The organism is Sphingomonas brevis, from assembly GCF_023516505.1.
Lineage (GTDB): Bacteria > Pseudomonadota > Alphaproteobacteria > Sphingomonadales > Sphingomonadaceae > Sphingomicrobium > Sphingomicrobium breve.
The window spans coordinates 916,620-938,480 of the sequence record NZ_JAMGBB010000001.1 but is presented as its reverse complement, the minus strand read 5'-3'; the positions used below and the strand labels follow the sequence as shown (position 1 = coordinate 938,480).

23 protein-coding genes and 1 tRNA gene are annotated in these 21,861 nt (G+C 61.9%); 17 read left to right on the top strand and 7 right to left on the bottom strand.

Features of this window, described 5'->3' with window-relative positions; all coding sequences use genetic code 11:
- Window positions 1–16: 16 nt before the first annotated feature.
- The 12 genes from LZ518_RS04835 to cyoD all read left to right on the top strand — a co-directional run bounded on the left by LZ518_RS04835 (window position 17) and on the right by cyoD (window position 10,506).
- Entirely contained in the window at window positions 17–760 is a 744-nt protein-coding gene (locus LZ518_RS04835) for a TlyA family RNA methyltransferase (RefSeq protein WP_249914884.1), read from the top strand.
- Window positions 757–1,287: a TspO/MBR family protein gene (locus LZ518_RS04830; RefSeq protein WP_249914883.1), complete on the top strand. Its 531-nt coding sequence runs from the start codon at window positions 757–759 to the stop codon at window positions 1,285–1,287. Before LZ518_RS04835 ends, LZ518_RS04830 begins: the two co-directional genes overlap by 4 nt.
- A complete protein-coding gene (locus tag LZ518_RS04825; RefSeq protein ID WP_249914882.1) occupies window positions 1,287–1,583 on the top strand; it encodes an accessory factor UbiK family protein in 297 nt (98 codons plus the stop codon). The genes LZ518_RS04830 and LZ518_RS04825 overlap by 1 nt, the downstream gene beginning before the upstream one ends.
- 47 nt (window positions 1,584–1,630) lie before the next feature.
- Entirely contained in the window at window positions 1,631–2,083 is a 453-nt protein-coding gene (locus LZ518_RS04820; protein ID WP_249914881.1) for a type III secretion system chaperone family protein, read from the top strand.
- A gap of 4 nt (window positions 2,084–2,087) precedes the next feature.
- Window positions 2,088–2,891 carry a pyrroline-5-carboxylate reductase family protein gene (locus LZ518_RS04815; RefSeq protein WP_249914880.1) on the top strand — a complete coding sequence of 268 codons (804 nt, stop codon included), beginning with the start codon at window positions 2,088–2,090 and terminating at the stop codon, window positions 2,889–2,891.
- A gap of 49 nt (window positions 2,892–2,940) precedes the next feature.
- Complete coding sequence (locus LZ518_RS04810; protein ID WP_249914879.1) at window positions 2,941–3,828, top strand: branched-chain amino acid aminotransferase; 888 nt, start codon at window positions 2,941–2,943, stop codon at window positions 3,826–3,828.
- Window positions 3,829–3,923: 95 nt separating this feature from the next.
- Window positions 3,924–6,275, top strand: coding sequence for a putative bifunctional diguanylate cyclase/phosphodiesterase (locus LZ518_RS04805; protein WP_249914878.1), 2,352 nt, complete (start codon window positions 3,924–3,926; stop codon window positions 6,273–6,275).
- Between the two features lie 113 nt (window positions 6,276–6,388).
- Window positions 6,389–6,463, top strand: a tRNA-Gln gene (locus LZ518_RS04800).
- Between the two features lie 91 nt (window positions 6,464–6,554).
- Window positions 6,555–7,475: a ubiquinol oxidase subunit II gene (cyoA, locus tag LZ518_RS04795; protein WP_249914877.1), complete on the top strand. Its 921-nt coding sequence runs from the start codon at window positions 6,555–6,557 to the stop codon at window positions 7,473–7,475.
- A gap of 3 nt (window positions 7,476–7,478) precedes the next feature.
- Window positions 7,479–9,485, top strand: coding sequence for a cbb3-type cytochrome c oxidase subunit I (locus LZ518_RS04790; protein WP_249914876.1), 2,007 nt, complete (start codon window positions 7,479–7,481; stop codon window positions 9,483–9,485).
- The gene (cyoC, locus tag LZ518_RS04785) at window positions 9,482–10,123 is read left to right on the top strand and encodes a cytochrome o ubiquinol oxidase subunit III (protein ID WP_249914875.1); all 642 of its coding nucleotides are present in this window, start codon (window positions 9,482–9,484) and stop codon (window positions 10,121–10,123) included. The genes LZ518_RS04790 and cyoC overlap by 4 nt, the downstream gene beginning before the upstream one ends.
- Complete coding sequence (gene cyoD / locus LZ518_RS04780; RefSeq protein WP_249914874.1) at window positions 10,120–10,506, top strand: cytochrome o ubiquinol oxidase subunit IV; 387 nt, start codon at window positions 10,120–10,122, stop codon at window positions 10,504–10,506. Before cyoC ends, cyoD begins: the two co-directional genes overlap by 4 nt.
- Before the next feature lie 12 nt (window positions 10,507–10,518).
- Here the strand turns inward: cyoD and LZ518_RS04775 are convergent, their stop codons facing one another.
- Together LZ518_RS04775 and LZ518_RS04770 are read right to left on the bottom strand one after the other, a co-directional pair.
- Window positions 10,519–10,992, bottom strand: coding sequence for an aminoacyl-tRNA deacylase (locus LZ518_RS04775; protein ID WP_249914873.1), 474 nt, complete (start codon window positions 10,990–10,992; stop codon window positions 10,519–10,521).
- Between the two features lie 140 nt (window positions 10,993–11,132).
- On the bottom strand, window positions 11,133–13,190 hold the full coding sequence (locus tag LZ518_RS04770; RefSeq protein WP_249914872.1) for a M13 family metallopeptidase: 2,058 nt from the start codon (window positions 13,188–13,190) through the stop codon (window positions 11,133–11,135).
- Between the two features lie 127 nt (window positions 13,191–13,317).
- On the opposite strand from LZ518_RS04770, the gene LZ518_RS04765 reads away from it, so the two are divergent.
- Genes LZ518_RS04765 through amaB form a run of 3 tightly spaced genes read left to right on the top strand, consistent with a single transcriptional unit; the run spans window position 13,318 to window position 17,017 of the window.
- A complete protein-coding gene (locus LZ518_RS04765) occupies window positions 13,318–14,403 on the top strand; it encodes a CaiB/BaiF CoA transferase family protein (RefSeq protein ID WP_249914871.1) in 1,086 nt (361 codons plus the stop codon).
- On the top strand, window positions 14,403–15,557 hold the full coding sequence (locus LZ518_RS04760; protein WP_249914870.1) for an aminotransferase: 1,155 nt from the start codon (window positions 14,403–14,405) through the stop codon (window positions 15,555–15,557). Before LZ518_RS04765 ends, LZ518_RS04760 begins: the two co-directional genes overlap by 1 nt.
- Entirely contained in the window at window positions 15,554–17,017 is a 1,464-nt protein-coding gene (amaB, locus tag LZ518_RS04755) for an L-piperidine-6-carboxylate dehydrogenase (RefSeq protein WP_249914869.1), read from the top strand. The genes LZ518_RS04760 and amaB overlap by 4 nt, the downstream gene beginning before the upstream one ends.
- A 9-nt stretch (window positions 17,018–17,026) precedes the next feature.
- Here the strand turns inward: amaB and LZ518_RS04750 are convergent, their stop codons facing one another.
- On the bottom strand, window positions 17,027–17,872 hold the full coding sequence (locus LZ518_RS04750; protein ID WP_249914868.1) for an EAL domain-containing protein: 846 nt from the start codon (window positions 17,870–17,872) through the stop codon (window positions 17,027–17,029).
- Window positions 17,869–18,258, bottom strand: a complete 390-nt coding sequence (locus tag LZ518_RS04745; protein ID WP_249914867.1) for a response regulator — start codon at window positions 18,256–18,258, stop codon at window positions 17,869–17,871. The genes LZ518_RS04750 and LZ518_RS04745 overlap by 4 nt, the downstream gene beginning before the upstream one ends.
- A gap of 155 nt (window positions 18,259–18,413) precedes the next feature.
- On the opposite strand from LZ518_RS04745, the gene LZ518_RS04740 reads away from it, so the two are divergent.
- Both LZ518_RS04740 and msrA read left to right on the top strand, forming a co-directional pair.
- Window positions 18,414–19,118: a PilZ domain-containing protein gene (locus tag LZ518_RS04740; RefSeq protein ID WP_249914866.1), complete on the top strand. Its 705-nt coding sequence runs from the start codon at window positions 18,414–18,416 to the stop codon at window positions 19,116–19,118.
- Between the two features lie 73 nt (window positions 19,119–19,191).
- Window positions 19,192–19,737, top strand: a complete 546-nt coding sequence (gene msrA / locus LZ518_RS04735; protein ID WP_249914865.1) for a peptide-methionine (S)-S-oxide reductase MsrA — start codon at window positions 19,192–19,194, stop codon at window positions 19,735–19,737.
- A gap of 23 nt (window positions 19,738–19,760) precedes the next feature.
- Here the strand turns inward: msrA and LZ518_RS04730 are convergent, their stop codons facing one another.
- From LZ518_RS04730 to LZ518_RS04720, 3 genes are all read right to left on the bottom strand, one after another.
- Window positions 19,761–20,384: a hypothetical protein gene (locus tag LZ518_RS04730; protein WP_249914864.1), complete on the bottom strand. Its 624-nt coding sequence runs from the start codon at window positions 20,382–20,384 to the stop codon at window positions 19,761–19,763.
- A gap of 15 nt (window positions 20,385–20,399) precedes the next feature.
- Window positions 20,400–20,816 carry a hypothetical protein gene (locus LZ518_RS04725; RefSeq protein WP_249914863.1) on the bottom strand — a complete coding sequence of 139 codons (417 nt, stop codon included), beginning with the start codon at window positions 20,814–20,816 and terminating at the stop codon, window positions 20,400–20,402.
- Window positions 20,817–20,897: 81 nt separating this feature from the next.
- Window positions 20,898–21,815: an L-threonylcarbamoyladenylate synthase gene (locus tag LZ518_RS04720; protein ID WP_249916504.1), complete on the bottom strand. Its 918-nt coding sequence runs from the start codon at window positions 21,813–21,815 to the stop codon at window positions 20,898–20,900.
- Window positions 21,816–21,861 lie beyond the last annotated feature (46 nt).

Genomic DNA, 21,861 nt, shown 5'->3' with positions numbered 1-21,861 from the left:
TGGCTGGAGGAACAGAGTGCCCTCTAAGGTTCGGGCTGACCAGTTGCTGGTTGCTCGAGGCCTGGCCGAAAGCCGGACCAGGGCGCAGGCTCTAATCCTGGCCGGCAATGTATTCGCCGGCGACCGGCGGGTAGCCAAGGCGGGCGACCTGCTTCCCGAAGATGCGGAGCTGATCCTTAAGGGGCGGGACCATCCTTGGGTGTCGCGCGGCGGAATCAAGCTAGACCACGGCCTCACGCATTTCGGATTCGATGTGACCGGCGCCGTGGCTCTGGATGTGGGTAGCTCGACCGGCGGTTTCACCGACGTCCTGCTCAGTCGCGGCGCCGCCAAGGTTTATGCGGTCGACGTTGGCACCAACCAACTCGCCTGGAAGCTGCGTAGCGACCCCCGAGTGGCCGTCCACGAACAGACCAACGCCCGCGATCTCACAATCGACATCATCCCGGACCCGATCGACATTGTCGTGTGCGATGCCAGCTTCATCGGCCTGGCCAAGGTACTCGATCGTGCACTCGACCTGGCGCGGCCCGGCGCTCGGCTGGTAGCCTTGGTCAAACCCCAATTCGAAGCGGGCCGAGAGGAAGTGGGAAAGGGCGGCGTGGTCCGCGACGAAGCAGTTCACCAGCGCGTCTGTGACGAGGCCGCGGCTTGGATCGTCTCGAAGGGCTGGAACGTTCTCGGCGTCGAACAAAGCCCGATCACCGGCCCGGAAGGCAATGTCGAATTCTTGCTGGGCGCACTAAAGGAGCGAATATGACGGCATCAACGCAGGGCGTACTCAAGAAGGCATTGATCGCCGTACCCGCGATCGTGATATTCGGCAGCCTGATCGGCTATTGGTCGAACAGCGGTTTTTCGAACGACTGGTATGCACCGCTGGCGAAGCCATCGTTTCAGCCCCCTGCATGGATGTTCGGGGTGGTCTGGACGATCCTGTACACTTTGCTTGGAATTGCCCTGGCGATCGTCCTGCAACAGCCGCCATCGAAGGAACGACGGGACGCGCTATGGCTGTTCGGAGGCCAGCTGCTTCTGAACTTCGCCTGGTCGCCGGTGTTCTTCGGAATGCATATGATCGACGTTGCGTTTGTGATCATCGTTACAATGCTGGTGATGGCGCTGGCGGCGGCGCGTTACTTTCGCCGGCTCAATCCGTTGGCGGGTTGGCTGATGTTGCCCTATCTTCTGTGGTTGTGTCTCGCGACCACGCTCAACTATGAGACCGGCAAGCTGAATCCCGGCGCCGATGCGGCGCCGCTGGGGATCACGGGAGTGAAGTCATAATGCAGTCGCAAAATCGGATTTTCGACGATCTGGTGAAGATGATGAATGGCGTTGCCGGCACCATGGCCGGCGTCGGCCGGGAAGCCGAGGCGTCGATGCGCGATAAAATGCGCGAGTGGGTCGGGGGAATGGATTTCGTCAGCCGCGACGAGTTCGACGCGGTCAAGGCGATGGCAGTTGCCGCGCGCGACGAGAATGAAGCGCTCCGGAAGCGGATTGAAGCTCTCGAGTTGGCCGCGAAACCGGCTCCCGCTAAGAAGACCGGCAAGGCAGCCAAGCCGGGAGCCAAGCCCTGACCGACGAACCTGAAGCCGACGAGCGCGATGATGGCGCGCCGATCGAAATGCTGGAACAATATTTCGAAGCGCGCGGCTGGGCCTGTGAGCGGGCCGGCGACGGTGAAATTATTGCCTCAGCTACCGGCAGCTGGGCGCAATATGAGCTGCGCGGCGTGTGGCGGCAGGAAGACCAGGTTTTACAGTTCCTGGCCTTCCCCGACATCAAGGTCGGGGTGGAAAAGCGGGCCGCCATCTACGAGTCGATCGGCCTCATCAACGAGCAACTGTGGCTCGGTCATTTCGAACTATGGTCTGGCTCGGGCCTGATCGTGTTCCGCCACGCTGCACTGGTCGGCGAAGGGGAATCGATGAGCTTCGAGCAGGCCGAGGCGATCAGCGAGGCCGCGATCGAGGAGTGCGAGCGCTTCTATCCGGTGTTCCAGTTCGTCCTGTGGGGCGGCAAGTCGCCCACCGAAGCGATTTCCGCTGCCCTTATCGATACCGCCGGAGAAGCGTGACGTCATGACGGCGACGTTTCCGGTGCCGGCCTGGCTGGTCGGCTGCGGTAATATGGCCGGGGCGATGGTCGACGGGTGGCGTGCCGGCGGCGCCGATTTTACCGGTGTGACCGTGGTCCGGCCAAGTGGAACGCCGGTCGAGGGTATCCGAACGATCACCGATTACCCCGACGAACGGCCGCGCTTCGTGATGTTGGGGTTCAAGCCGCAAAAGCTTGCTGAGGTGGCCCCTGGCCTGGCTCCGCACGTTGGACCGGAAACAGTGCTGGTCTCGATGTTGGCGGGCGTAACCGCCGCGACGCTTCGTGAGCTTTTTCCCAACGCCGGGGCAATCGTCCGGATCATGCCCAATCTGCCGGTGGCGCAGGTCCAGGGCGTTACCGCCATTTATTCCGCGGATGACGGTTTTGATGAAATCACCGCGTTGATCGCTTCGCTGGGCATGATTGCGGTGTGTCGGCGAGAGGAGGAATTGGGGGTGATTGGCGCTGTCGCATCGGCGGGCATGGCCTATGTCGCGCGCTTTATCGAGGCGCTCGGCAAAGGCGGGAAGGCACTTGGGCTGCGACCGGAGCAAGCCGAGCAAATTGCCATCCAGACGTTGGTCGGAACGGGCGCCTATGCTGCCGAGACCGCCGCATCCATGACTGAGATTGCTCTCAGGGTGGCCAGCCCCAAGGGAACTACCGAGCAAGGCCTTGCCGTGCTCGATGCACCGGATGGATTGCAACAGCTGGTCGATCGCACGCTGGCCGCCGCTGTCCGACGTGGCAAAGAGCTGGCCGAGGAAGCTGCGCGCCGCAATTGACGGCCCATGGACGCTAGCCTAGGCGCGGCGCTCGATAAGAGAGGATGACATGGCCGAAACGCGCAGCTTCGACGACCGCGACGGGTGGATCTGGATTGACGGCAAGATGGTCCCGTGGCGGGAAGCTAACGTCCATGTCCTGACACATGCGCTGCACTATGCCTCATCTGTATTCGAAGGCGAACGTGCCTATGGCGGTGTAATCTTCAAGCTGAGCGAGCATAGCGCGCGGCTTCGCAAGTCGGCCGAACTGCTGGGTTTCGAGCTGCCTTGGACGGTCGAGGAAATTGACGCCGCGTGCGACGAAGTCGTCAAGGCCAACGGCCTCACCGACGCCTATGTTCGCCCGGTCGCATGGCTGGGTTCGGAAAAGATGGGAGTTTCGCCAAAGGGCACCAAGCCGCACATGGCGATCGCAGCGTGGGATTGGGGCAAATATTATTCGCCCGATATTGCTGCCCGCGGACTTCGCATGGACATCGCGCCATGGCGTCGCCCGGCCCCCTATACCGCGCCTGTGCACAGCAAGGCGGCGGGCCTCTACATGATTGCCTCGCTCTCCAAAAAGCACGCGGACGAGCGTGGCTATGACGACGCCCTGATGTTCGATTGGCGCGGCCAGGTGGCAGAGGCGACCGGCGCCAACGCTTTCTTTGTTCGGGACGGTGCGCTTCACACTCCCGTCCCCGATTGCTTTCTTGACGGGATCACCCGTCGTACGATCATCGATCTTGCGCGTCGCCGTGGCATTGAAGTCAATGAGCGGGCGATCTGGCCGGACGAGCTCGAAAGCTTCCAGCAGATGTTCATTACCGGGTCGGCCGCCGAGGTCACCTTCATCCAGTCGGTCGGTCCATGGAACTTCGAGATTGGCGAGCTGTCGCGGCAGATGGCCAAAGACTATGACGATCTGGTCAATCGCCGCCTTAATTACTGATCGTCAAAACTCGCCCCGCCCGTTCACTCTTTCTTCGCAATGTTTCGCTTAAGCCAAGCTTGCCGGATCTTTGGGGAATGGGCGGTTAGGGACGAGTGGCGGGCGCGTTGCAGGAAAATGTGGATCGCCGTGCCCAGTCGCGCGGACTGAGCTGCGGCGAAATGCTGTCGCTTGCGGCGCCTCGCGACCGCATCGGCCAGGCGGTCCGCCGCGCGCAGATCGACGCGCTTGTCCGCCTGGTGCCGGCGACTGTCGCCGTTCAGATTCTCACCGCTGCCGTGATGGTGATCGTGCTGCGCGACACCATCGACAATTTCCAGCTCGGGCTGTGGTTTGGAGCGGCGCTGCTGCTTTGCTTCATGCGCGGCGTACGGGCCGTGCGGCTGCGTGAGGATCCCGAATATGCGGAACTTCACCCGCCGAGAACCGAAACGATCTGCCTCTTGATTGCGGTCCTGGCCTCGCTTTGGCTGGTGCCGCCGATCTATTGGTTCGACCTGGCCGAGCCTCCGCAGCGAATTTTCGTTTGTGTAACAATGGCCGCCTTGGTCAGCGCCGGAAGCATCACGCTGGTTTCCCTCCCTCAGGCCGCGCTTCTCTACGTCGGCTTGCTGACGATCGGCTGCGCGACGTTGACGATCAAGCTCGAGAGCCCATCAATGCTCTTGCTCGTACTGGTCTATGCGGTGGTGCTGATGACGAACGTGTTGACCACTGCACGCCAGTTCATCGCCCACAGCCGCGACCGGATCGAGCTTCGCGAGCAGGGCGAAATCATCAAATTGTTGCGCGAGCTCGAAGCTACCGGGTCGGCTGGCTTGTGGGAGCTCGATGCCGAACTTCGCATCGTCAACATGTCGGTCGAGCTCCTTACCGCCATGCGCCTTCGCGAAGAGCAGGTAATCGGGGTGCACTACCAGCGATTCCTCGATCCGCTGGGCCAAATATCGACATTATCCAGTGGAATGCGCAGCCTTTTCGAGGATCTGGGCAACGGTACGCCATTTCGCGACCGCGCAATCCTGTCCGCGGACCGCCAGAGCTGGTGGTCGATTTCCGCCAAGCCGATCCTCGACGAAAAAGGCAAGCTGGTTGGCTGGCGGGGCGTCGCATCGGATATCACCGAAGCGCGATTGTCGGGCGATGACTCGGTGCGCGCGGCGCGTACCGATCTGCTGACCGGTCTCGCCAACCGTTTGCTGGTTCGTGAATTGCTCGAGGAAGCAGTCCTTCGCCAGTGGGGTGATAACAAGGGTTGCGCCCTGCTGCTGGTCGATCTCGACCGGTTCAAACTGGTCAACGACACGCTTGGCCACGCGATCGGCGATCAATTGCTGGTCGAGGTAGGTCGACGGCTTCAAGAGGCGGCACGCGAAGATGGCCAGGTTGGCCGTATCGGCGGTGACGAATTCGCCATCATCTGGAGTGGAGAAGCCGATCGGGGACGGCTCGCGTCGGCCGCGGAACGGATTATTGTCGAACTGTCGAAGAGCTTCACGATCGGAGCCGCGACGCTGCACGTCGGAGCGACCATTGGCATCGCCATTTGCCCGGACGACGGCGTCCTGGAAGAACAGTTGATGCGTGCGGCCGACCTCGCCCTCTACCGGGCCAAGGAGAACGGCCGGGGCGGCCATGCCTTCTTCGAGCGCTATATGTTCGAGCAGGCCGAAGACCACCGGTTGCTCGAGCAGGACGTTCGCGAGGCCCTGGGCGGCGATGGCCTGACTCTCGCCTACCAGCCGATCGTCGACGCCAGGAATGGCAAGATCGTCGGCCGCGAGGCATTGCTGCGCTGGCGCCATCCCCGGCGTGGCGACATTCCGCCCGACCAATTCATCCCGATCATCGAGGACGCTGGCCTGATTCACCAGATCGGCGACTGGGTCATTCGTGAGGCATGTGCCGAAGCATCGCGCTGGGACGGGCGAATGCGCGTCGCGGTCAATATCTCGGCTGCACAGCTGACCGGCGCGGGGCTGGCGAAGACTGTCCTTGGTGCCCTTGCCGCCAGCAGGCTGGAGCCCAGCCGGTTGGAGCTGGAAGTGACCGAGAGCGTATTCCTTGGCGACGACGCCGCGACCCTTGCCTCGCTTGAGAGGCTTCGCTCCCTCGGCGTTCGGCTGGTGCTCGATGACTTTGGCAAGGGCTACAGCTCGTTCGGCTATTTGAGCCGGGCGCATTTTTCAAAGATCAAGATCGACCAAGCCTTTGTCCGCGGTGCAGCGGACGGCGCCCAGGACTGCGTTGCAATCGTTCACGCAATCCTGGCCTTGTCGCGCGGTCTCGGGGTCGAAACCACCGCCGAAGGAGTCGAGACCGAAGGTCAGGCCGAAATAATGCGACAGCTCGGCTGCACGCAGTTGCAGGGCTTTCACTTCGGCCGTCCAGTGCCGGCCAGCGAGCTGTTCGAGAATTCCGCAGCCGCGGCGCTTCGCCGGGCCTGAAGCGCCTCTCAACGCCTCCTCGGCAAAAGCCGGGGAGAAGGGCTTTTCAAGCCGATCATTGCCACTATAAGCCGCCCCGCGAGCCAGCGCCCAATTCCGATGGGCGCCCATGCTGGGGCGTCGCCAAGTGGTAAGGCACCGGTTTTTGGTACCGGCATTCGCAGGTTCGAATCCTGCCGCCCCAGCCAATTCGCATCGGACCCGCAACCAATATTGATTTATGTACCTAAACGCGCCTAGGGCTTGGCTGTCTTCGTGACGGCAGAACAGGGGTCGTCCATGTCGCAGAGGTCGAAGGCTGAACTTCGCATCCTGGCGGGCAGGGCTGCTCTGCTTGCCCCCTTCGTTGTGCTGCTGTCCGCCTGCGACCGTGGGATTCTTGATCCGGTCGGTCCGGTCGGCAGTGCCGAGAAGACCATTCTCATCAATTCGACTGCGATCATGCTGGCGATCATCATTCCGACGATGGTCGCGACGGTTGCGGTGGCCTGGTGGTTCCGGCGCGGCAACGACAAGGCGGAATATCTCCCGGAATGGGAGTATTCGGGGGCGATCGAGATGGTAGTGTGGGGTATTCCCCTGCTGACCATCATGTTGCTTGGCGGCATTACCTGGATCAGCAGCCACGACCTCGAACCCAGCAAGCCGCTCGTTTCCGACAAGCCGCCGCTCAAGGTCGAGGTCGTTTCGCTCGACTGGAAATGGCTGTTCATCTACCCGGACCAGGGCATAGCGACCGTCAACAAGCTGGTTGTCCCGGCCAATACGCCGGTCAGTTATCGCCTGACCTCGGCGACCGTATGGAACGTATTCTTCGTGCCGCAATTCGGCACCATGATCTACACCATGCCGCGGATGACGACGCAGCTGAATCTGCAGGCCGACCGGCAAGGCGTCTATGACGGACTGTCGGCGCATTTCAGTGGTGATGGCTTTCCAGGCATGGAGTTCAAGGCCGAGGTTCTTCCGGCCGATCAGTTCGCGATGTGGGCGCAAGGCGCGCATGGCCAGGGCGGGGCGCTCGACGCGGCATCCTTTGCCGAGCTGTCGAAGCCGACCAGCTACGTGAAGCCAATTACCTACGGCGCCGTCGCGCCGGGCCTGTTCGACGCGGTCGTCGCCAATCGCGTCGATCAGCTCCATCTTCCCCAAGCCGCTCCGCCGTCGGAGCCGGCTCCGACGGCGTCACCGGGAGGCTGAGTAATGCTTGGCAAGCTGACTTGGGACGCGATTCCGTTGCACGAGCCGATCCCGCTGATCACCTCGCTTGTGGTGATCCTGGTAGTGCTGGGCGTCGGCCTCTGGGTTTGGCGCAAGGGCTATTGGCCGGCGCTCTACCACGGCTACATCACGTCCACCGATCACAAGAAGATCGGCATTATGTACATCGTGCTGGCCCTTCTGATGCTGGTGCGCGGTTTCGCCGATGCGATCATGATGCGGCTCCAGCAGTCGCTGGCGATCGGCGCATCGCAGGGGTATCTCCCGCCCGAGCATTACAACCAGATATTCTCCGCACACGGCACGATCATGATCTTCTTCGTGGCGATGCCGTTTGTCATCGGCTTCATGAATTTCGTCGTGCCGCTGCAATTAGGGGTACGCGACGTCGCCTTCCCGACGATGAACAATGTCAGCTTCTGGCTGACGGCGTCGGGGGCATTGCTGGTCAACGTCAGCCTGTTCGTCGGCGAGTTCGCCCGGACCGGCTGGCTCGCCTATCCGCCGCTTAGCGAGCTGGAATTCTCGCCCGGCGTCGGCGTCGATTACTACCTTGTTGCCCTGCAGATATCAGGGGTCGGAACGGTCCTCACGGCCGTCAACTTCGTGACGACCATTCTCAAGACTCGCGCGCCGGGCATGTCATACCTGCGAATGCCGGTGTTTTGCTGGACCTCGCTGGCGTCGAACCTGATTATCCTGGCCGCCTTCCCGGTGCTGACGGTGACCCTCGCGCTGCTCATGCTCGACCGGTACATGGGCTTCCATTTCTTCACCAACGATGGTGGCGGAAACTCGATGCTCTACATGAACCTGATCTGGGTCTGGGGGCATCCGGAGGTCTACATCCTCGTCCTGCCGGCATTCGGCATCTATTCGGAAGTTGCTGCGACATTTTCCGGCAAGCCATTGTTCGGATACCGTTCGATGGTGTTCGCGACGATGGTCATCTGCGTCGTCTCGCTAATGGTCTGGCTGCACCATTTCTTCACCATGGGCGCCGGCGCGAACATCAACGCCATCTTCGGCATCGCCAGCATGATTATCGGCATCCCGACGGGGGTGAAGATCTACAATTGGCTGTTCACCATGTATGGCGGCCGGGTCCGGTTCAACGTGCCGATGTACTATTTGATCGGCTTCATGCTGACCTTCGTCGGCGGCGGCCTGACAGGCGTGCTGCTGGCCATCCCGCCGGTCGATTTCGTGGTGCACAACAGCTTGTTCCTGGTCGCTCACTTCCACCATGTGATCATTGGCGGCGTCGTGTTCGCGCTGATGGCCGGTTATACCTATTGGTTCCCGAAGGCATTCGGCTTCACGCTCGACGAGCGGCTCGGCAAGATCATCTTCTGGTGCTGGTTCATCGGCTTCCATCTCGCCTTCATGCCGCTTTACGTGCTGGGCCTGTGGGGCGGGACACGCCGCATGCAGCACATCTCTGACCCGAGCTGGGCGCCTTGGCTGAATGTCGCGCTGCTCGGCGCGGTCATCATCGGCATCGGGATCGTGCTGACCGTCGTCCAGCTGCTTTATTCGATCAAGACGCGTGAACAGCGGCTCGACGTCACCGGCGATCCCTGGGACGGGCGGACGCTGGAATGGCTGACTCTGTCGCCGCCGCCGCATTACAATTTCGCGGTGCTGCCCGACGTGCATGGCGAGGAGGCCTATTGGATCCGCAAGCAGACGGCGATCAAGCAGGACCAACTGATCGCCGAACCGGATTATCAGCCAATTGAAATGCCGATCGATACACCGACTGGTGTGATCTGCGCCTTCTTCGCCTCAATCTGCGGGTTTGCGGTCATCTGGCACATCTGGTGGCTGGCCATCCTCGGCCTGATCGGCGCCTTCGCGGTGTTCGTCTGGTACGCCTGGCAGGACGAGCATGAGCACGTCATTCCGGTCGAGGAAGTGAGGGCGAACGCCCGCGAACGGCGCCGCATTCGCATGGAACACCTCCACACGCTGAGCCAATCGACATGACGACAGCTGAAACACCTGCCATCGGCCTGACCCACGGCGGGTCCGAGGACACCGGACTCGGCCATCGCGGTCCGGAGTCGAAGAGCATCGTCGTTCCGTACGGCTTCTGGCTGTTCGTTCTTTCCGACATGGTGCTTTTCTCGGCGCTATTCGCGACCTATGCCTCGCTTGCCCAGGCGACGGATGGCGGTCCGACCAGCATGGAGCTGTTCGACCGCACGCTGGTGGCGATAGAAACCATGGCGCTCCTGCTGTCGAGCTTCACCTGCGGCCTCGCCATGATCACCGCCAAGCGCGGCAACATGGTCTGGACTCAAGGATGGCTCTTGGTGACGGGCGCGCTCGGCCTGGTGTTCCTGTCGATCGAGCTTTACGAATTCGCCAAGATGGTCGGGGAAGGGGCGGGGCCGCAACGAAGCGCGTTCCTGTCATCCTTCTTCACCCTGGTTGGCTGCCACGGCGCGCACGTCACTGCGGGCCTGCTGTGGCTGGGCACGATGATGGCGCAGATTTGGGCCAAGGGCTTCCGTGAGCACATCATGCGCCGCCTGCTGTGCTTCAGCGTCTTCTGGCACGCCCTCGACATCATCTGGGTCGCCATCTTCACAATCGTCTACCTGATCGGGACGCTGCCATGACCGAACATGATCCCGAAAAGCTGAACGTCGCTCCGGGTACACCGCACAGCAACATCCTCAGCGAAACTCTGGCTTATGTCATCGGCCTCGGCCTGGCGCTCGTACTTACCGGCGTCTCCTTCTGGGTAGCGTCGACGTCGGTGCTTTGGGGCCCGGGCGTTGCGGTCGGGCTAGTGGTGCTCGCCATCGCGCAAATGGGCGTCCACCTGGTCTTCTTCCTTCACATCACCAGTGGCCCGGACAACACCAACAACGTGCTGGCGCTCGCCTTTGGCGTGCTCATCGTCTTCCTGGTCATGATCGGCACGATCTGGATCATGTCGCACATGAACGCCAACATGATGCCTGACCCGTCACTGATGAACATGCAGATGCAGCACTAGCTGCCCTGCGTGTCAGTCGACCAGTGACGGTTCGCTGAACTGCCCGTGCCGGGCGCCTTCCGTGACGCGCGAAAATTCGGCACGGTCCATGTGCACCAGTGACTGGCGGTCGCCAGCCTCGAAGTAAACGTCGGACTGCTTGCCAATCGAGTCATCGATAATGGTCGTGACACCGTATCCGACCGGCGGCACCGCGCCGAAATCGCAGTCGGTAAACACGCTTTGGAGTTGGGCTTCACCAGCCAGGCGCGGCTTATGGCCTAGCTCGCTGCGCAATTCGCTCAGCTCGACCTTGCGGTCGGAAGGCAGCACCGCGAGCAGCGGGCCATCGTCGGTATCGAGCAGGATCGACTTTGCCAGCCGGTCGGCCGGGACGTCGCAGCTCTTCGCCGTTTCCAGGGAGGATTTGGTGGGCTGATGCTCGACCAGCTCATAGTCGGCATTGGCCTCATCGAGGAATTGCTGAAGCTTGGGGGCGATGGACATGGGGTCCTCCTTTGCTGCGAAGCGGCAGCGGGAAGAATCCGTCGTCGTCAAAGGCGTGGAGATTCCCGCCGCTCTGGATCGAACGCCTTCACAAGTGAGGCGTTCCTCAGGCTAACGCACCCGGCGCCGGCGCCGGCCGATCACCAAATATGCGCACGCAACTCCTTCGGAATATACAGCGCGTCTCCTTCCTTGATTCCAAAGGCCCTATACCATTCGTCGATATTGGGGACCACGCCATTGACGCGGTATTTGCGGAAGCTGTGAGGGTCGCTGGTAGTATAGCGGCGGATCTCCTCGGGCGTGGCCTTGCCGGCCCAGGCCTGCGCCCAGCCTAGGAATACGCGCTGGTCTCCGGTCAGGCCGTTGAGGACCGGCGCAGTCTTGCCACCCAGCGAAATGTGATAGGCATCGAGCGCCATCGCCAGCCCGCCGAGGTCGGCGATATTTTCGCCCATCGTAAGGTCGGGGTTGATGAAGGAGCCGGGGACCGGCTCGAATTTCGCATATTGCGCGCCCAGGATCGCCGCCCGGCGCTTGAACTCGGCCGCATCGGCGGCAGTCCACCAGTCGCGCAGCGCTCCGGACGCATCGATCGTTCTGCCCTGGTCATCGAAGCCATGAGTCAGCTCATGGCCAATAACGCCGCCGATCGCTCCATAGTTGATTGCCGGATCGGCATTGGGATCGAAAATCGGCGCCTGCAAAATGCCGGCCGGAAAGACGATGTCGCGCAGCGATCCATTATAGGCGTTGTTCGTTTGCGGCGACATGATCCAGTCGGATTTGTCGACCGCGCCCTTGCTGCGATCGGCATAAAAATCCCAATTGGCGGTCGCGAGCCGGCGGACATTTCCGAGTACGTCGTCGCGACCAATTGCTACCGCTGAATAATCGCGCTGCTTGTCCGGGTATCCGACTTTGATCTGGTAAGTGGTCAGCTTCTTGAGCGCCTCGGCCTTGGTCTCCCCGCTCATCCATTCCAGCTTGTGGATTCGCGCCTCGAAGGCTTTCATCAGATTGGCGGACAGCTCCTGCATGGCGGCCTTGGTCGCCGGCGGGAAATGCTTGTCGGTGTAGAGCTGGCCCACGGCCCAATTCATCGTGCCAAGGCAGGTCGTGGCATCGACGCAGTCCGTGCCCGCGACGGCCGCCATCGCTCGCTTCCAACGAGGCCGCTGCGCCTCCTGGCCCTGCAACGTCTTCTCGCGAAATTGGAAATATGCCTCTCCAAACGCCTTCGACAAATATGGCGCGGCAGTGTCCGCCGTGCGGAACGCCATCCATTCGCGCAGGGTTTCAACGGGAGTCGCCTGGATCACCGCGGCAAGCTTGGGCAGCGCTGTGTTCGTCGTGGCGACGAACCTCGGCCGATCGCCGACACCGGCACCATCAAGATATGCTTTCCAGTCGAAATTGGGGGCCAGCGCTTCCAGCTCGGCCAGCGTGACGGGATTATACTGCTTGGTGAGGTCGCGCTGTTCGACGCGGGTCCAGCTGACATTCGCCAGGGCGGTTTCGAAGGCGAGGATTCGCGCCGACGCCGCTCCTGCATCGGGCCAGCCCGACAGGCGGAGCAGGCTCTCGGCATAGGTCCGATAGGCCTCGCGCTGAGGCGCGAAACTATCCTTCAGATAATAGTCCCGGTCCGGAAGGCCGAGCGAACCCTGGCCAAGGTAGAGCGCGTAAGCGTCGGGCTTCTTGAGGTCGGTATCGATGTAGAGGCCGAAAACGCTCGGATAGAGGTTGCCGACAGAGCTTCCCATCAGTCGCGCCAGCATGGACCGATCGGCCGATCGGATCGCATTGAATTCGGGCGCAAGTGGCGTGGCGGCCAGGCGTTCGGCCAGTCCTTCGTCCATGAAGCCGGCATAGAAGGCACCGACTTTGCCCTTGAGATCCGTCGGCTGGGGCGAGGCGGCGCGCGCTGCCTCTTCAAGGATCGCCTTGAGCTGTGCCTCCATGCGGTCGGTCATTTCGAACCGGCGCGAAGCAATCACCCGGTCGGGAGGGATGACCGTCCGTGCCAGATAGGCGCCATTGGCATGCTGGAAGAAATCGTCGCCGGCCCTTGTCTTGGGATCGGTGGCCGTCAGGTCGAATCCCCAGGGCGGATAGAATGGCTTTGCCGATTGCGCCGACGCCGGACCCGCAATTGCCGCCACGCCGAGTAGCAAGCCGACTGATAAGGAGCGCATCTAATATTCCCCCACCCACAAGAAGAGTCTTGCGAACGCTAGGTGGTCGGCCACAAGGGCGAAACCGTCTATTCGACAAACGACGCGTTGGCGGCTTCAATGCGCTGGACGAAGGAAGGAAAGCCGGTTGGCGGGTCCGCTCCAAGGATTGAAGATCGTCGAGATGGCGGGGCTTGGCCCCGGCCCGTTCGCGGCGATGATGCTGGCCGATCACGGCGCCGAGGTGATCCGGATCGAGCGAGCGGGAATGATCGGCGTTCCCAACGATCCATTGTTGCGCAACCGCAAGTCGATTTCGCTCGATCTGAAGCGGGACGAATGCCGCCGAGTGGTCCAACGGCTGGCGGCAAATGCCGATGGGCTGATCGAAGGTTACCGGCCCGGCGTAATGGAGCGGCTTGGCCTTGGGCCGGACGAGCTCCTCAAGACCAATCCGAATCTCGTCTACGGCCGGGTGACTGGCTGGGGCCAGGAGGGGCCGCTCGCGCAGGAAGCGGGCCACGACATCAACTATGTCGCGATTACCGGGCTGTTGCACGGCATTGGGCCAAAGGAACGGCCGTCGGTCCCGATCAATTATCTTGGAGATTACGCTGGCGGAGGGCTGATGCTGGCGTTCGCCATGGTCTCCGCTCTGTTCGCGGTCCAGCGTGGCGGCAAGGGCCAGGTAATCGATGCGGCCATGAGCGATGGGGCGGCGCTGGTTGGCGCGTTGACCTATGGCCTTCGCGCCGCCGGGCACTGGCGCGACGAACGCGAGGCCAACCTGCTCGATGGTGGTGAGCCGACCTACGGCATCTATCGTTGCCTTGACGGCAAATTTCTTTCGGTCGGAGCGATCGAGCCGCAGTTTCGCGAGGCGTTGTTCAAAGGCTTGGCACTAGTCCCGGGCGCGAGCCATGAGGAGATTGCCGGGGTGATCGCTTCGCGCACGCGCGATCAGTGGGTCGCCCATTTCGCGGGGACGGATGCCTGCGTCGCCCCCGTGCTCGATCTGAACGAGGCGCCAGCTCACCCGCACAACATCGCGCGACGTACCTTTCTCGACCTTAATGGAGTCTACCAACCGGCACCCGCACCCCATTATTCCGAGACCGTCCTCGAACGGCCCGATCCGCCACGCCGCGGAGGACAGGACGGGGAAGCGATCCTCGCCGATCTCGGCTATGGGGCAGCCGAAATCCAAACGATTCTGACGCGCGAAGAGGCCTGATGCACCCGCTTTACGAACAGATGGCGACCAGCGTGTTCGAACGCATGTCGCTCGCCGCGGCAAAGCATGGTGCGGTCAATTTGGGGCAGGGCTTTCCCGATTTCGGCTGGCCGCCGGAGATATTGGATGCGGCCGCCGGGGCGGTGGTCGAAGGATCGAACCAATATGCTCCTTCGCGCGGACTTCCGGTGCTGCGCGAAGCCGTCGCCGCTCATTATGCACGGCATCATGGCCTCGATCTAAGCGCGGAAAATATTTGCGTAACGTCGGGAGCAACCGAGGCTCTTGCGGCGGCGATCCTGGCCACTGTCGAAGTCGGCGACGAGGTTATCGTCTTCACCCCAGCCTATGACGCTTACGTGCCGCTGATCCGCAGGGCAGGGGGAATTCCAGTCGAAGTCGCATTGCAGCCTCCGGGGTGGCGTGTCGAGCGCGCCGCACTGGAAGCCGCGATCTCACCCAAGACCCGCGCGATCATCTTCAACAACCCGCACAACCCGACTGGACGCCTATTCGACCAGGACGAGCTTGCCACGGTCGCCCAAATCGCCGTGGCGAATGACCTGATCGTCATTTCCGACGAAGTCTGGGAGCATATCCTGCTGGACGGCCAGCGATTTACGCCGATTGCTTCGCTTGCCGGCCTGGCCGAGCGGACGCTCAAATGCGGCTCGGCCGGAAAGATATTTTCGCTGACCGGTTGGAAGATTGGCTGGCTTGCGGCGTCGAGCGAACTGGCGACGCTGGCAGCCAGGGCGCACCAGTTCCTGACTTTTGCCTCTGCGCCCAACCTGCAGTCGGCGGTGGCCTATGGCATGAATGACGGCGATGCCTGGCTCCAGCCCATGCGGGATCGCTTTTCCCGGGCCCGGGATCGCATGACGTCCGGCCTGGAGGCAGTGGGCTATGCCGTGCTGCCCAGCGCTTCGACCTATTTTCTGTGTGTCGACCTTGCCGCATCGGGAGTTTCGCTCGACGACGAAGCCTTCGCCCAGCGGGCGGTGACCGAAGCGGGGGTGGCGGTCGTGCCGCTGTCCGCCTTTGCCGAGCAGGACCCCGCCAACCATATGATCCGCCTATGCTTCGCCAAGCGCGATGAGACCATCGACGCGGGGGTGGAAGCCATGGCCAATGCCAGAAAGCTGATGACATGAGCCCCGCCGACGAAGCCCGCGACCTGCTTGCCCAGTTGGGCGTAACAAGTAGCGGTACCCTGGCCAGCCATTCCCCGATCGACGGTCAGCAGATCGGCTCGGTCGAGGAAGCCAGCGCCGCCGCGGTCGCTGCCGCCTGCGATCGAGCCCAGGGCGCCTTTCTCGCCTGGCGCACCGTACCCGCGCCTCGGCGCGGCGAACTGGTCCGTCTGATCGGTGAGGAATTGCGCGCTGCCAAGGAACCGCTGGCGCGGCTGGTCACGCTCGAAGCCGGCAAGATCGTCCAGGAAGGGCTGGGCGAGGTCCAGGAAATGATCGACATTTGCGACTATGCCGTCGGCCTGTCGCGCCAGCTCTATGGCCTCTCAATTTCCAGCGAACGGGCGAGCCACAGGATGATCGAGCAATGGCATCCACTCGGGCCGGTGGGAGTGATCACCGCCTTCAACTTCCCGGTCGCCGTGTGGGCCTGGAACGCCGCGCTGGCGCTGGTCTGCGGCGATCCGGTGATCTGGAAGCCCAGCGAGAAGACTCCACTTTGCGCCGCGGCGGTCATGGCCCTGGCCGGGCGGGCGCTGGCGCGTTTCGGCGATGCGCCGGAAGGCCTGCTGCAATGCATCCAGGGCGGCCGCGACGTCGGAGAAGCGCTGGTCGACGATCCGCGCATCGCCTTGCTCTCCGCGACTGGCTCAACCGCAATGGGCAGAAAGGTCGGACCCCGCGTCGCGCAGCGTTTCGGTCGCTCGCTGCTCGAGCTTGGCGGCAATAACGCGATGATCGTAGCGCCCAGCGCGGACCTGAAGCTCGCCGAGCGCGCGATCCTGTTCGCCGCGGCCGGGACTGCGGGCCAGCGCTGCACTTCCCTCCGCCGCCTGATCGTCCATGAATCGATCGCCGACGGCCTCGTTTCGCGGATTCGCGGGCTTTTTTCGCGAATCTCGATCGGCGATCCGCGCGAATCCGGAACCTTGGTCGGCCCACTCATCGATGAGGCGGCGTTCGAAGGAATGCGGCGGGCATTTCCCGCCGCGGAGCGCGTTGACGCGGTGGAGGGCGGCTTTTATGTCCGCCCCGCAATCGTCGAGGTCGATCGCCAGGAGGGCATGGTCCTGCAAGAGACTTTTGCGCCGATCCTCTACATCCTGCGCTACAAAGATATTGGCGACGCGATTGCGCTTAATAACAATGTTGTTCAGGGTCTTAGCTCGGCAATCTTCACTAACGATCTCAAGGAAGCCGAGCTTTTCCAGTCCGCCGCCGGGTCCGACTGCGGTATCGCCAATGTCAACATCGGCACTTCGGGCGCGGAGATTGGTGGGGCGTTCGGCGGCGAGAAGGAAACCGGCGGCGGCCGCGAGAGCGGCTCGGACAGCTGGCGCGCCTATATGCGGCGGTCGACCAACACCATCAATTACGGGAACGACCTGCCCCTTGCCCAGGGCATCGAATTCGCCGTCTAGCCCCGGAAACTATCCCATGAACCGCCGCGGCAGCCGGAACGGCAATTGCGGCTCGTCGCGGATGAGCTGGTGCCAACGCTCTTCGAACTCGTCGAGCCAGGGTATTAGCCGATCAGGATAAAGCGGTTCGGCGACGAAATAGCCCTGCGCCACGTCGCAGCCGAGGTCGCGGAGCAGCAACAATTGCTGTTCCGTCTCGACGCCTTCCGCGGTGACGGTCAGGCCGAGGCCATGGGCAAGCTCGATGATGCTCTTGACGATCAGCGCGCTGTCCTTGGACGTTGGCGCGTCGTCGACAAAAAATCGATCGATCTTGAGCTCGGTGAAGGGCAGCTGGCGAAGCTGCATCAGCGTCGAATAGCCGACCCCGAAATCGTCGATCGCGAGGCCAATCCCCTTGATCCGGAACCGGGTCAACGTGTCCATCAGCTTGACCAGCGGCTGGGTCGCGCCCTCGGTCAATTCCAGCACCAGCCGGTCGGTTGGCACTTCGAGCGCCCGGCACATCCGCTCCACCAGGTCTGGAAAATCGAGCTGGTCGAGGCTCAGCGCCGAAATGTTGAAGGCCAGGCACGTGTCGAGGCCTTGTTCTCGCCAGCTTAGCCATTGGCGAAGGGTGGTGCGCAGGCCCCATTGGGTCAGCTCGTCGATCAGGCCATGCTTTTCCGCCAGCGGGACAAAGCGCGACGGCGAGACCGCCCCCAGTTCCGGGTCGTCCCAGCGGACCAGTGCCTCAACCCGCCTCAACCGCCCGTCAGACAGCGAGACTTTGGGCTGATAGGCCATGCGAAGGCGGCCGTTGATCAACGCCCGCTCAAGGCCGTCCAGCAGGCCAAGATCCTGTTGCGCGATCATGGCACCAGCGATGGCCTCACCTGAATTAGGATGTCCTCAAGCTCTTCCAGGCGGGCGGGCTTTTCCAACGGGCCGACCATTTGCAGGCCGAGGGCTTCTCCCAGGCGAAAGGCGCTGTCGAGCACTCGGCGGTCGAACCCGGAGATGATCAGCACCGGTTCTTCAAATCCCTCCGAGGCGAGGAAACGCAATAGCTCGACCCCGTCCATTCCCGGCATGCCGAGATCGAGCACCACCATCTGCGGGCGATACGAGCGAAAGCTGTCCCGAAACTCGCCGTCCTCATTGGTAATGACCGGATCGAAGCCGCAAAGATCAGCCGCTTTCGCGACAAACGCGGCCAAGGCCGGCTCATCGTCAATCAAAAGCAGCCTCGGCAATGCCATGTAAGACGGTCTCCCACGCTCTCTCGCCCCCGCGGTTCTTTCGACCTCATCAGTTTTAGGGGCGGGCGTCAAACGCGTGAAACGGGATTTTAACCTCATTACTCCTAATGTCCCGGTTTGGCGCGATTTTCCTTCGCATTGGGAGACGCCTCCGCATGTTTGGTTCACTCATCCGGCGTAAGCAGACCCAGCGGCCGCTGGGCGAAGACGATATCGCCTTCGAGTCGACCACCTTTTCCCTGAGCACCGCGGTTCCGCGGCCCTCCGAGCGTCGGTCCGACGAACGGATGATCGCCATGCTGCGCGTCGCCAAGCTGACGGACAAGTCGGGACGCGAACAGCTGATCCGCGTTCGCAACGTGTCCGCCGGCGGCCTGATGGCAGAGGTCGGGCATGTTGTGACTGTCGGGGAAGAGATGCTGATCGAGATTTCCTCGCAAAAGGTTCCCTCGACCGTCGTGTGGATCCGCGAGGGCACAGCCGGCTTCAAGTTCGAACAGAATATCGACCTTGGCGAGCTTCTTGCCGGCCGTAAGCAGCGCCACGGCTTCCGGCCGCGGCCGCCCCGGCTGGAAGTCAACTGCAAGGCCAACGTCAAGCTCGAAAGCAGCTATTACACGGTCGACGTCCACGACATTTCGCTCGGCGGGATGAAAGTTGAGCCGATCGAGGAATATTGCCTCGGCAAGAAAGTCGTGGTGGTAGTCGAAAGCCTGCGCCCGGTGCGCGGCGAGATCCGCTGGTTCTCTGACCGCAAGGCGGGGATCGTGTTCGACCAGCCGCTGAAGTTCGAGGAACTGGCCGAATGGGTCGGCAAGCGCCTCGAAATGGCGACGCTCAAGGCCAGCATCAAAAACTAGGGCCTGGGGCTTCGGCCCTTCAAGAATTACGGCGCCGTTCCTACCTAGGGCCTTCACCCAAGGAGGATTGATCATGGCCGACGAAGTCGCGGTTCTTGCGGGCGGATGTTTCTGGTGCACCGAGGCGGTGTTCCTCGACGTTATCGGCGTCAAAACGGTCGAAAGCGGTTACACCGGCGGCAACGTCAGCAATCCAACCTACAAGCAGGTTTGCGGGGGCGATACCGGTCATGCCGAGGCGATCCGTATCACCTTCGACCCCGACCAGCTGCGCTACGACGACCTGCTCGATATCTTCTTCGCCACGCATGATCCGACCCAGCTCAATCGGCAAGGGAACGACATCGGTACCCAGTACCGGTCGGCGATCTTTCCGATCGACGACGCGCAGCGAGAAGCGGCCAAGGCGGCGATTGCCCGGGCCAACGAGGCCAATGACGGCAAGGTTGTGACGACCGTCGAGCCGCTGGGTGACTGGTATCCGGCGGAGGATTATCACCAGGATTATTGGGCCGGCGAGGGCCAGAGCAATAGCTATTGCATTGCCGTCATCCCGCCCAAGCTGGCGAAGCTGAGGAAGAGCTTCCAGGCGAGAGTTAAGAGCGGAGCAACTGTCTAGCCGTATCCGGCGGAGAATTGCGTCTACTTAGGGTCAGACTTCAGGGGAGACGGCAAGTCGACCGGGTCAGGCGTTAGGCCGGCCGGTTTGGCTGCTGCGGGTGTCGCAGTGGCTGCCGCATCGGCCGTGGCTGTCGGTACTTGTGAAATAGGCCTGGGCGCGGGAGCGTTCATTGCCTGCCGCACAAAAATTTCCTTTTCGATGCGCTCAAATGCATCTCGATAGATTGCTGGATCTACGATTGGCTCCTCGTCAGATGAACCGACTCCATAAATCCGGCTTTTGGTAGTCGTAAGCACAAAATTCAGGCGGATACGTGATCCACGCCCCCTGTCCTCAACAAATGCAGACACGACCGGGGTTTTCTTCTTCTTTCCAAAGCCCCAAATAATATTGTAAGTCGTCGCAGATTTAGTTGAGGCAACGCCAACAACAAGTCCCGTATCCTTATCTGCTTCTTGGATGCGATATCCGGAATCCTGGAGAACCGTCATCACCGCTGGAAAGCTAATTTCCTTACCGACCTCGTAGTCTCGAGATTGGATCTGTTGCAGAGCAAGGCCAGAGACTTCAGGCTTTTTTCCCGCATGTGCCGGATATGCGACAAGGCTCGCAATTACGGCCATGCCAACGCCAATCGAACGCATTTTTGTTCCCCGTATTTAGAAAGAGCTGCTTCGGCTCTTGAAGTCTACTAATCGACCATCTGGTCCAAACTTCAGAATAAGCGTCATCGAGCGAGTGGAAGTGGAAGATTTGGACTTTGATTTTCCAAAACCCAATCCCGCTCCTCCAATAGCGTTATCGCCACCAACGCCGCCAAGGATGCCGATACGGAAGCCGGAATCCTTGGTAGCGCTAACAGTTGCGAATCGGTCATACATCCAGACCTCGCGACCATCGCCGTCTAGTGTTGTGACGTTCGGCCCGCCAAACGTCTCAAGCACCTCTGCTCTCGTGGTTTGGCCGACATGCAAGGTCATCTGGACCATGCCGTGTGTCAGAGTATTTGGACTTTCCTGCGCAGCCACAGGCGCGCAAAGCGCCGCCAACGCCAGGGCGACTAAAACTCGAGTCATGAAACTTCCCCCTTACGTCGCCAATTGAGCAATTTTACTCCACCGGCAAGCGCAAATTGCGGACTAGACTATGTTTATGCTTCAGTTCGCCGCCGCCCTCTTCAGCCTATCCCGGATGGCGGCGGCGATGCCCTCTCCGGGAATTGGCGCAATCGCGATGCGTGGCTGCGGCGCGGCGTCCGCCTGGTGAAGCAGGTCGAACAGGCGCGCCGCCGCTTCGATGAGGTCGCCTGCCTGGCTTAAGTTTGCATCGCCTTCGGTCGGGCCGAATCCGATCAGATATTCGTCGTCACCGGCCTCGGTAGCGTCCAGGCGCAGCGGCTTGTTCGGGGCATAATGGCTGGCGAGCTGTCCGGGGGCTTCGATCTCGTTCGACGCAAGTTGTTCCGCTCCATCGACCTCAATTGGTCCCCGCCGCAAAAGACGAGCTCTTCCGTCGGTAACCGCGACGATCGTCGACTCAATTCCGCGCTGCGTCGCGCCGCCATCGATCACCAGCGGAATTCTGCCATTGAGCGAGGCCAGCACATGGCTTGCTCGTGTCGGGCTGATCCGTCCGCTGGCGTTGGCTGACGGTGCCGCCAGCGGCCGCCCGGTAGCTCTTAGCAAAGCCTGCATTGCCGGGTGAGCCGGAACACGAAGGGCGATGGTCGGCAGGCCCGCGGTAACGATCGAGGCGATGCCGGCACCCTCCTGAAGCGGCACCACAAGCGTCAGGGGCCCGGGCCAATGCTGCTCGGCCAAATCCCGTGCGAGCTTGTCGAAACGCCCGATCTTCTCGGCCTCGGCCAGGTTGGGTACATGGACGATCAGCGGATTGAAGCTTGGCCGGCCCTTCGCGGCGTAGATGCGAGCGACCGCTTCGGCGTCGGTCGCGTCGGCGGCAAGACCATAGACCGTCTCCGTCGGTACCGCGACGGGCTCGCCTGCCAGCACCAATAGTGTGGCTTCGGCAATCGCCTCGTCGTCGAGGACCATTATGCGGGTGGTCTGCACCATTGCGCTGCCGCTATAGGCGAAGGGCGCGATCATCAAGGGAGCCGCC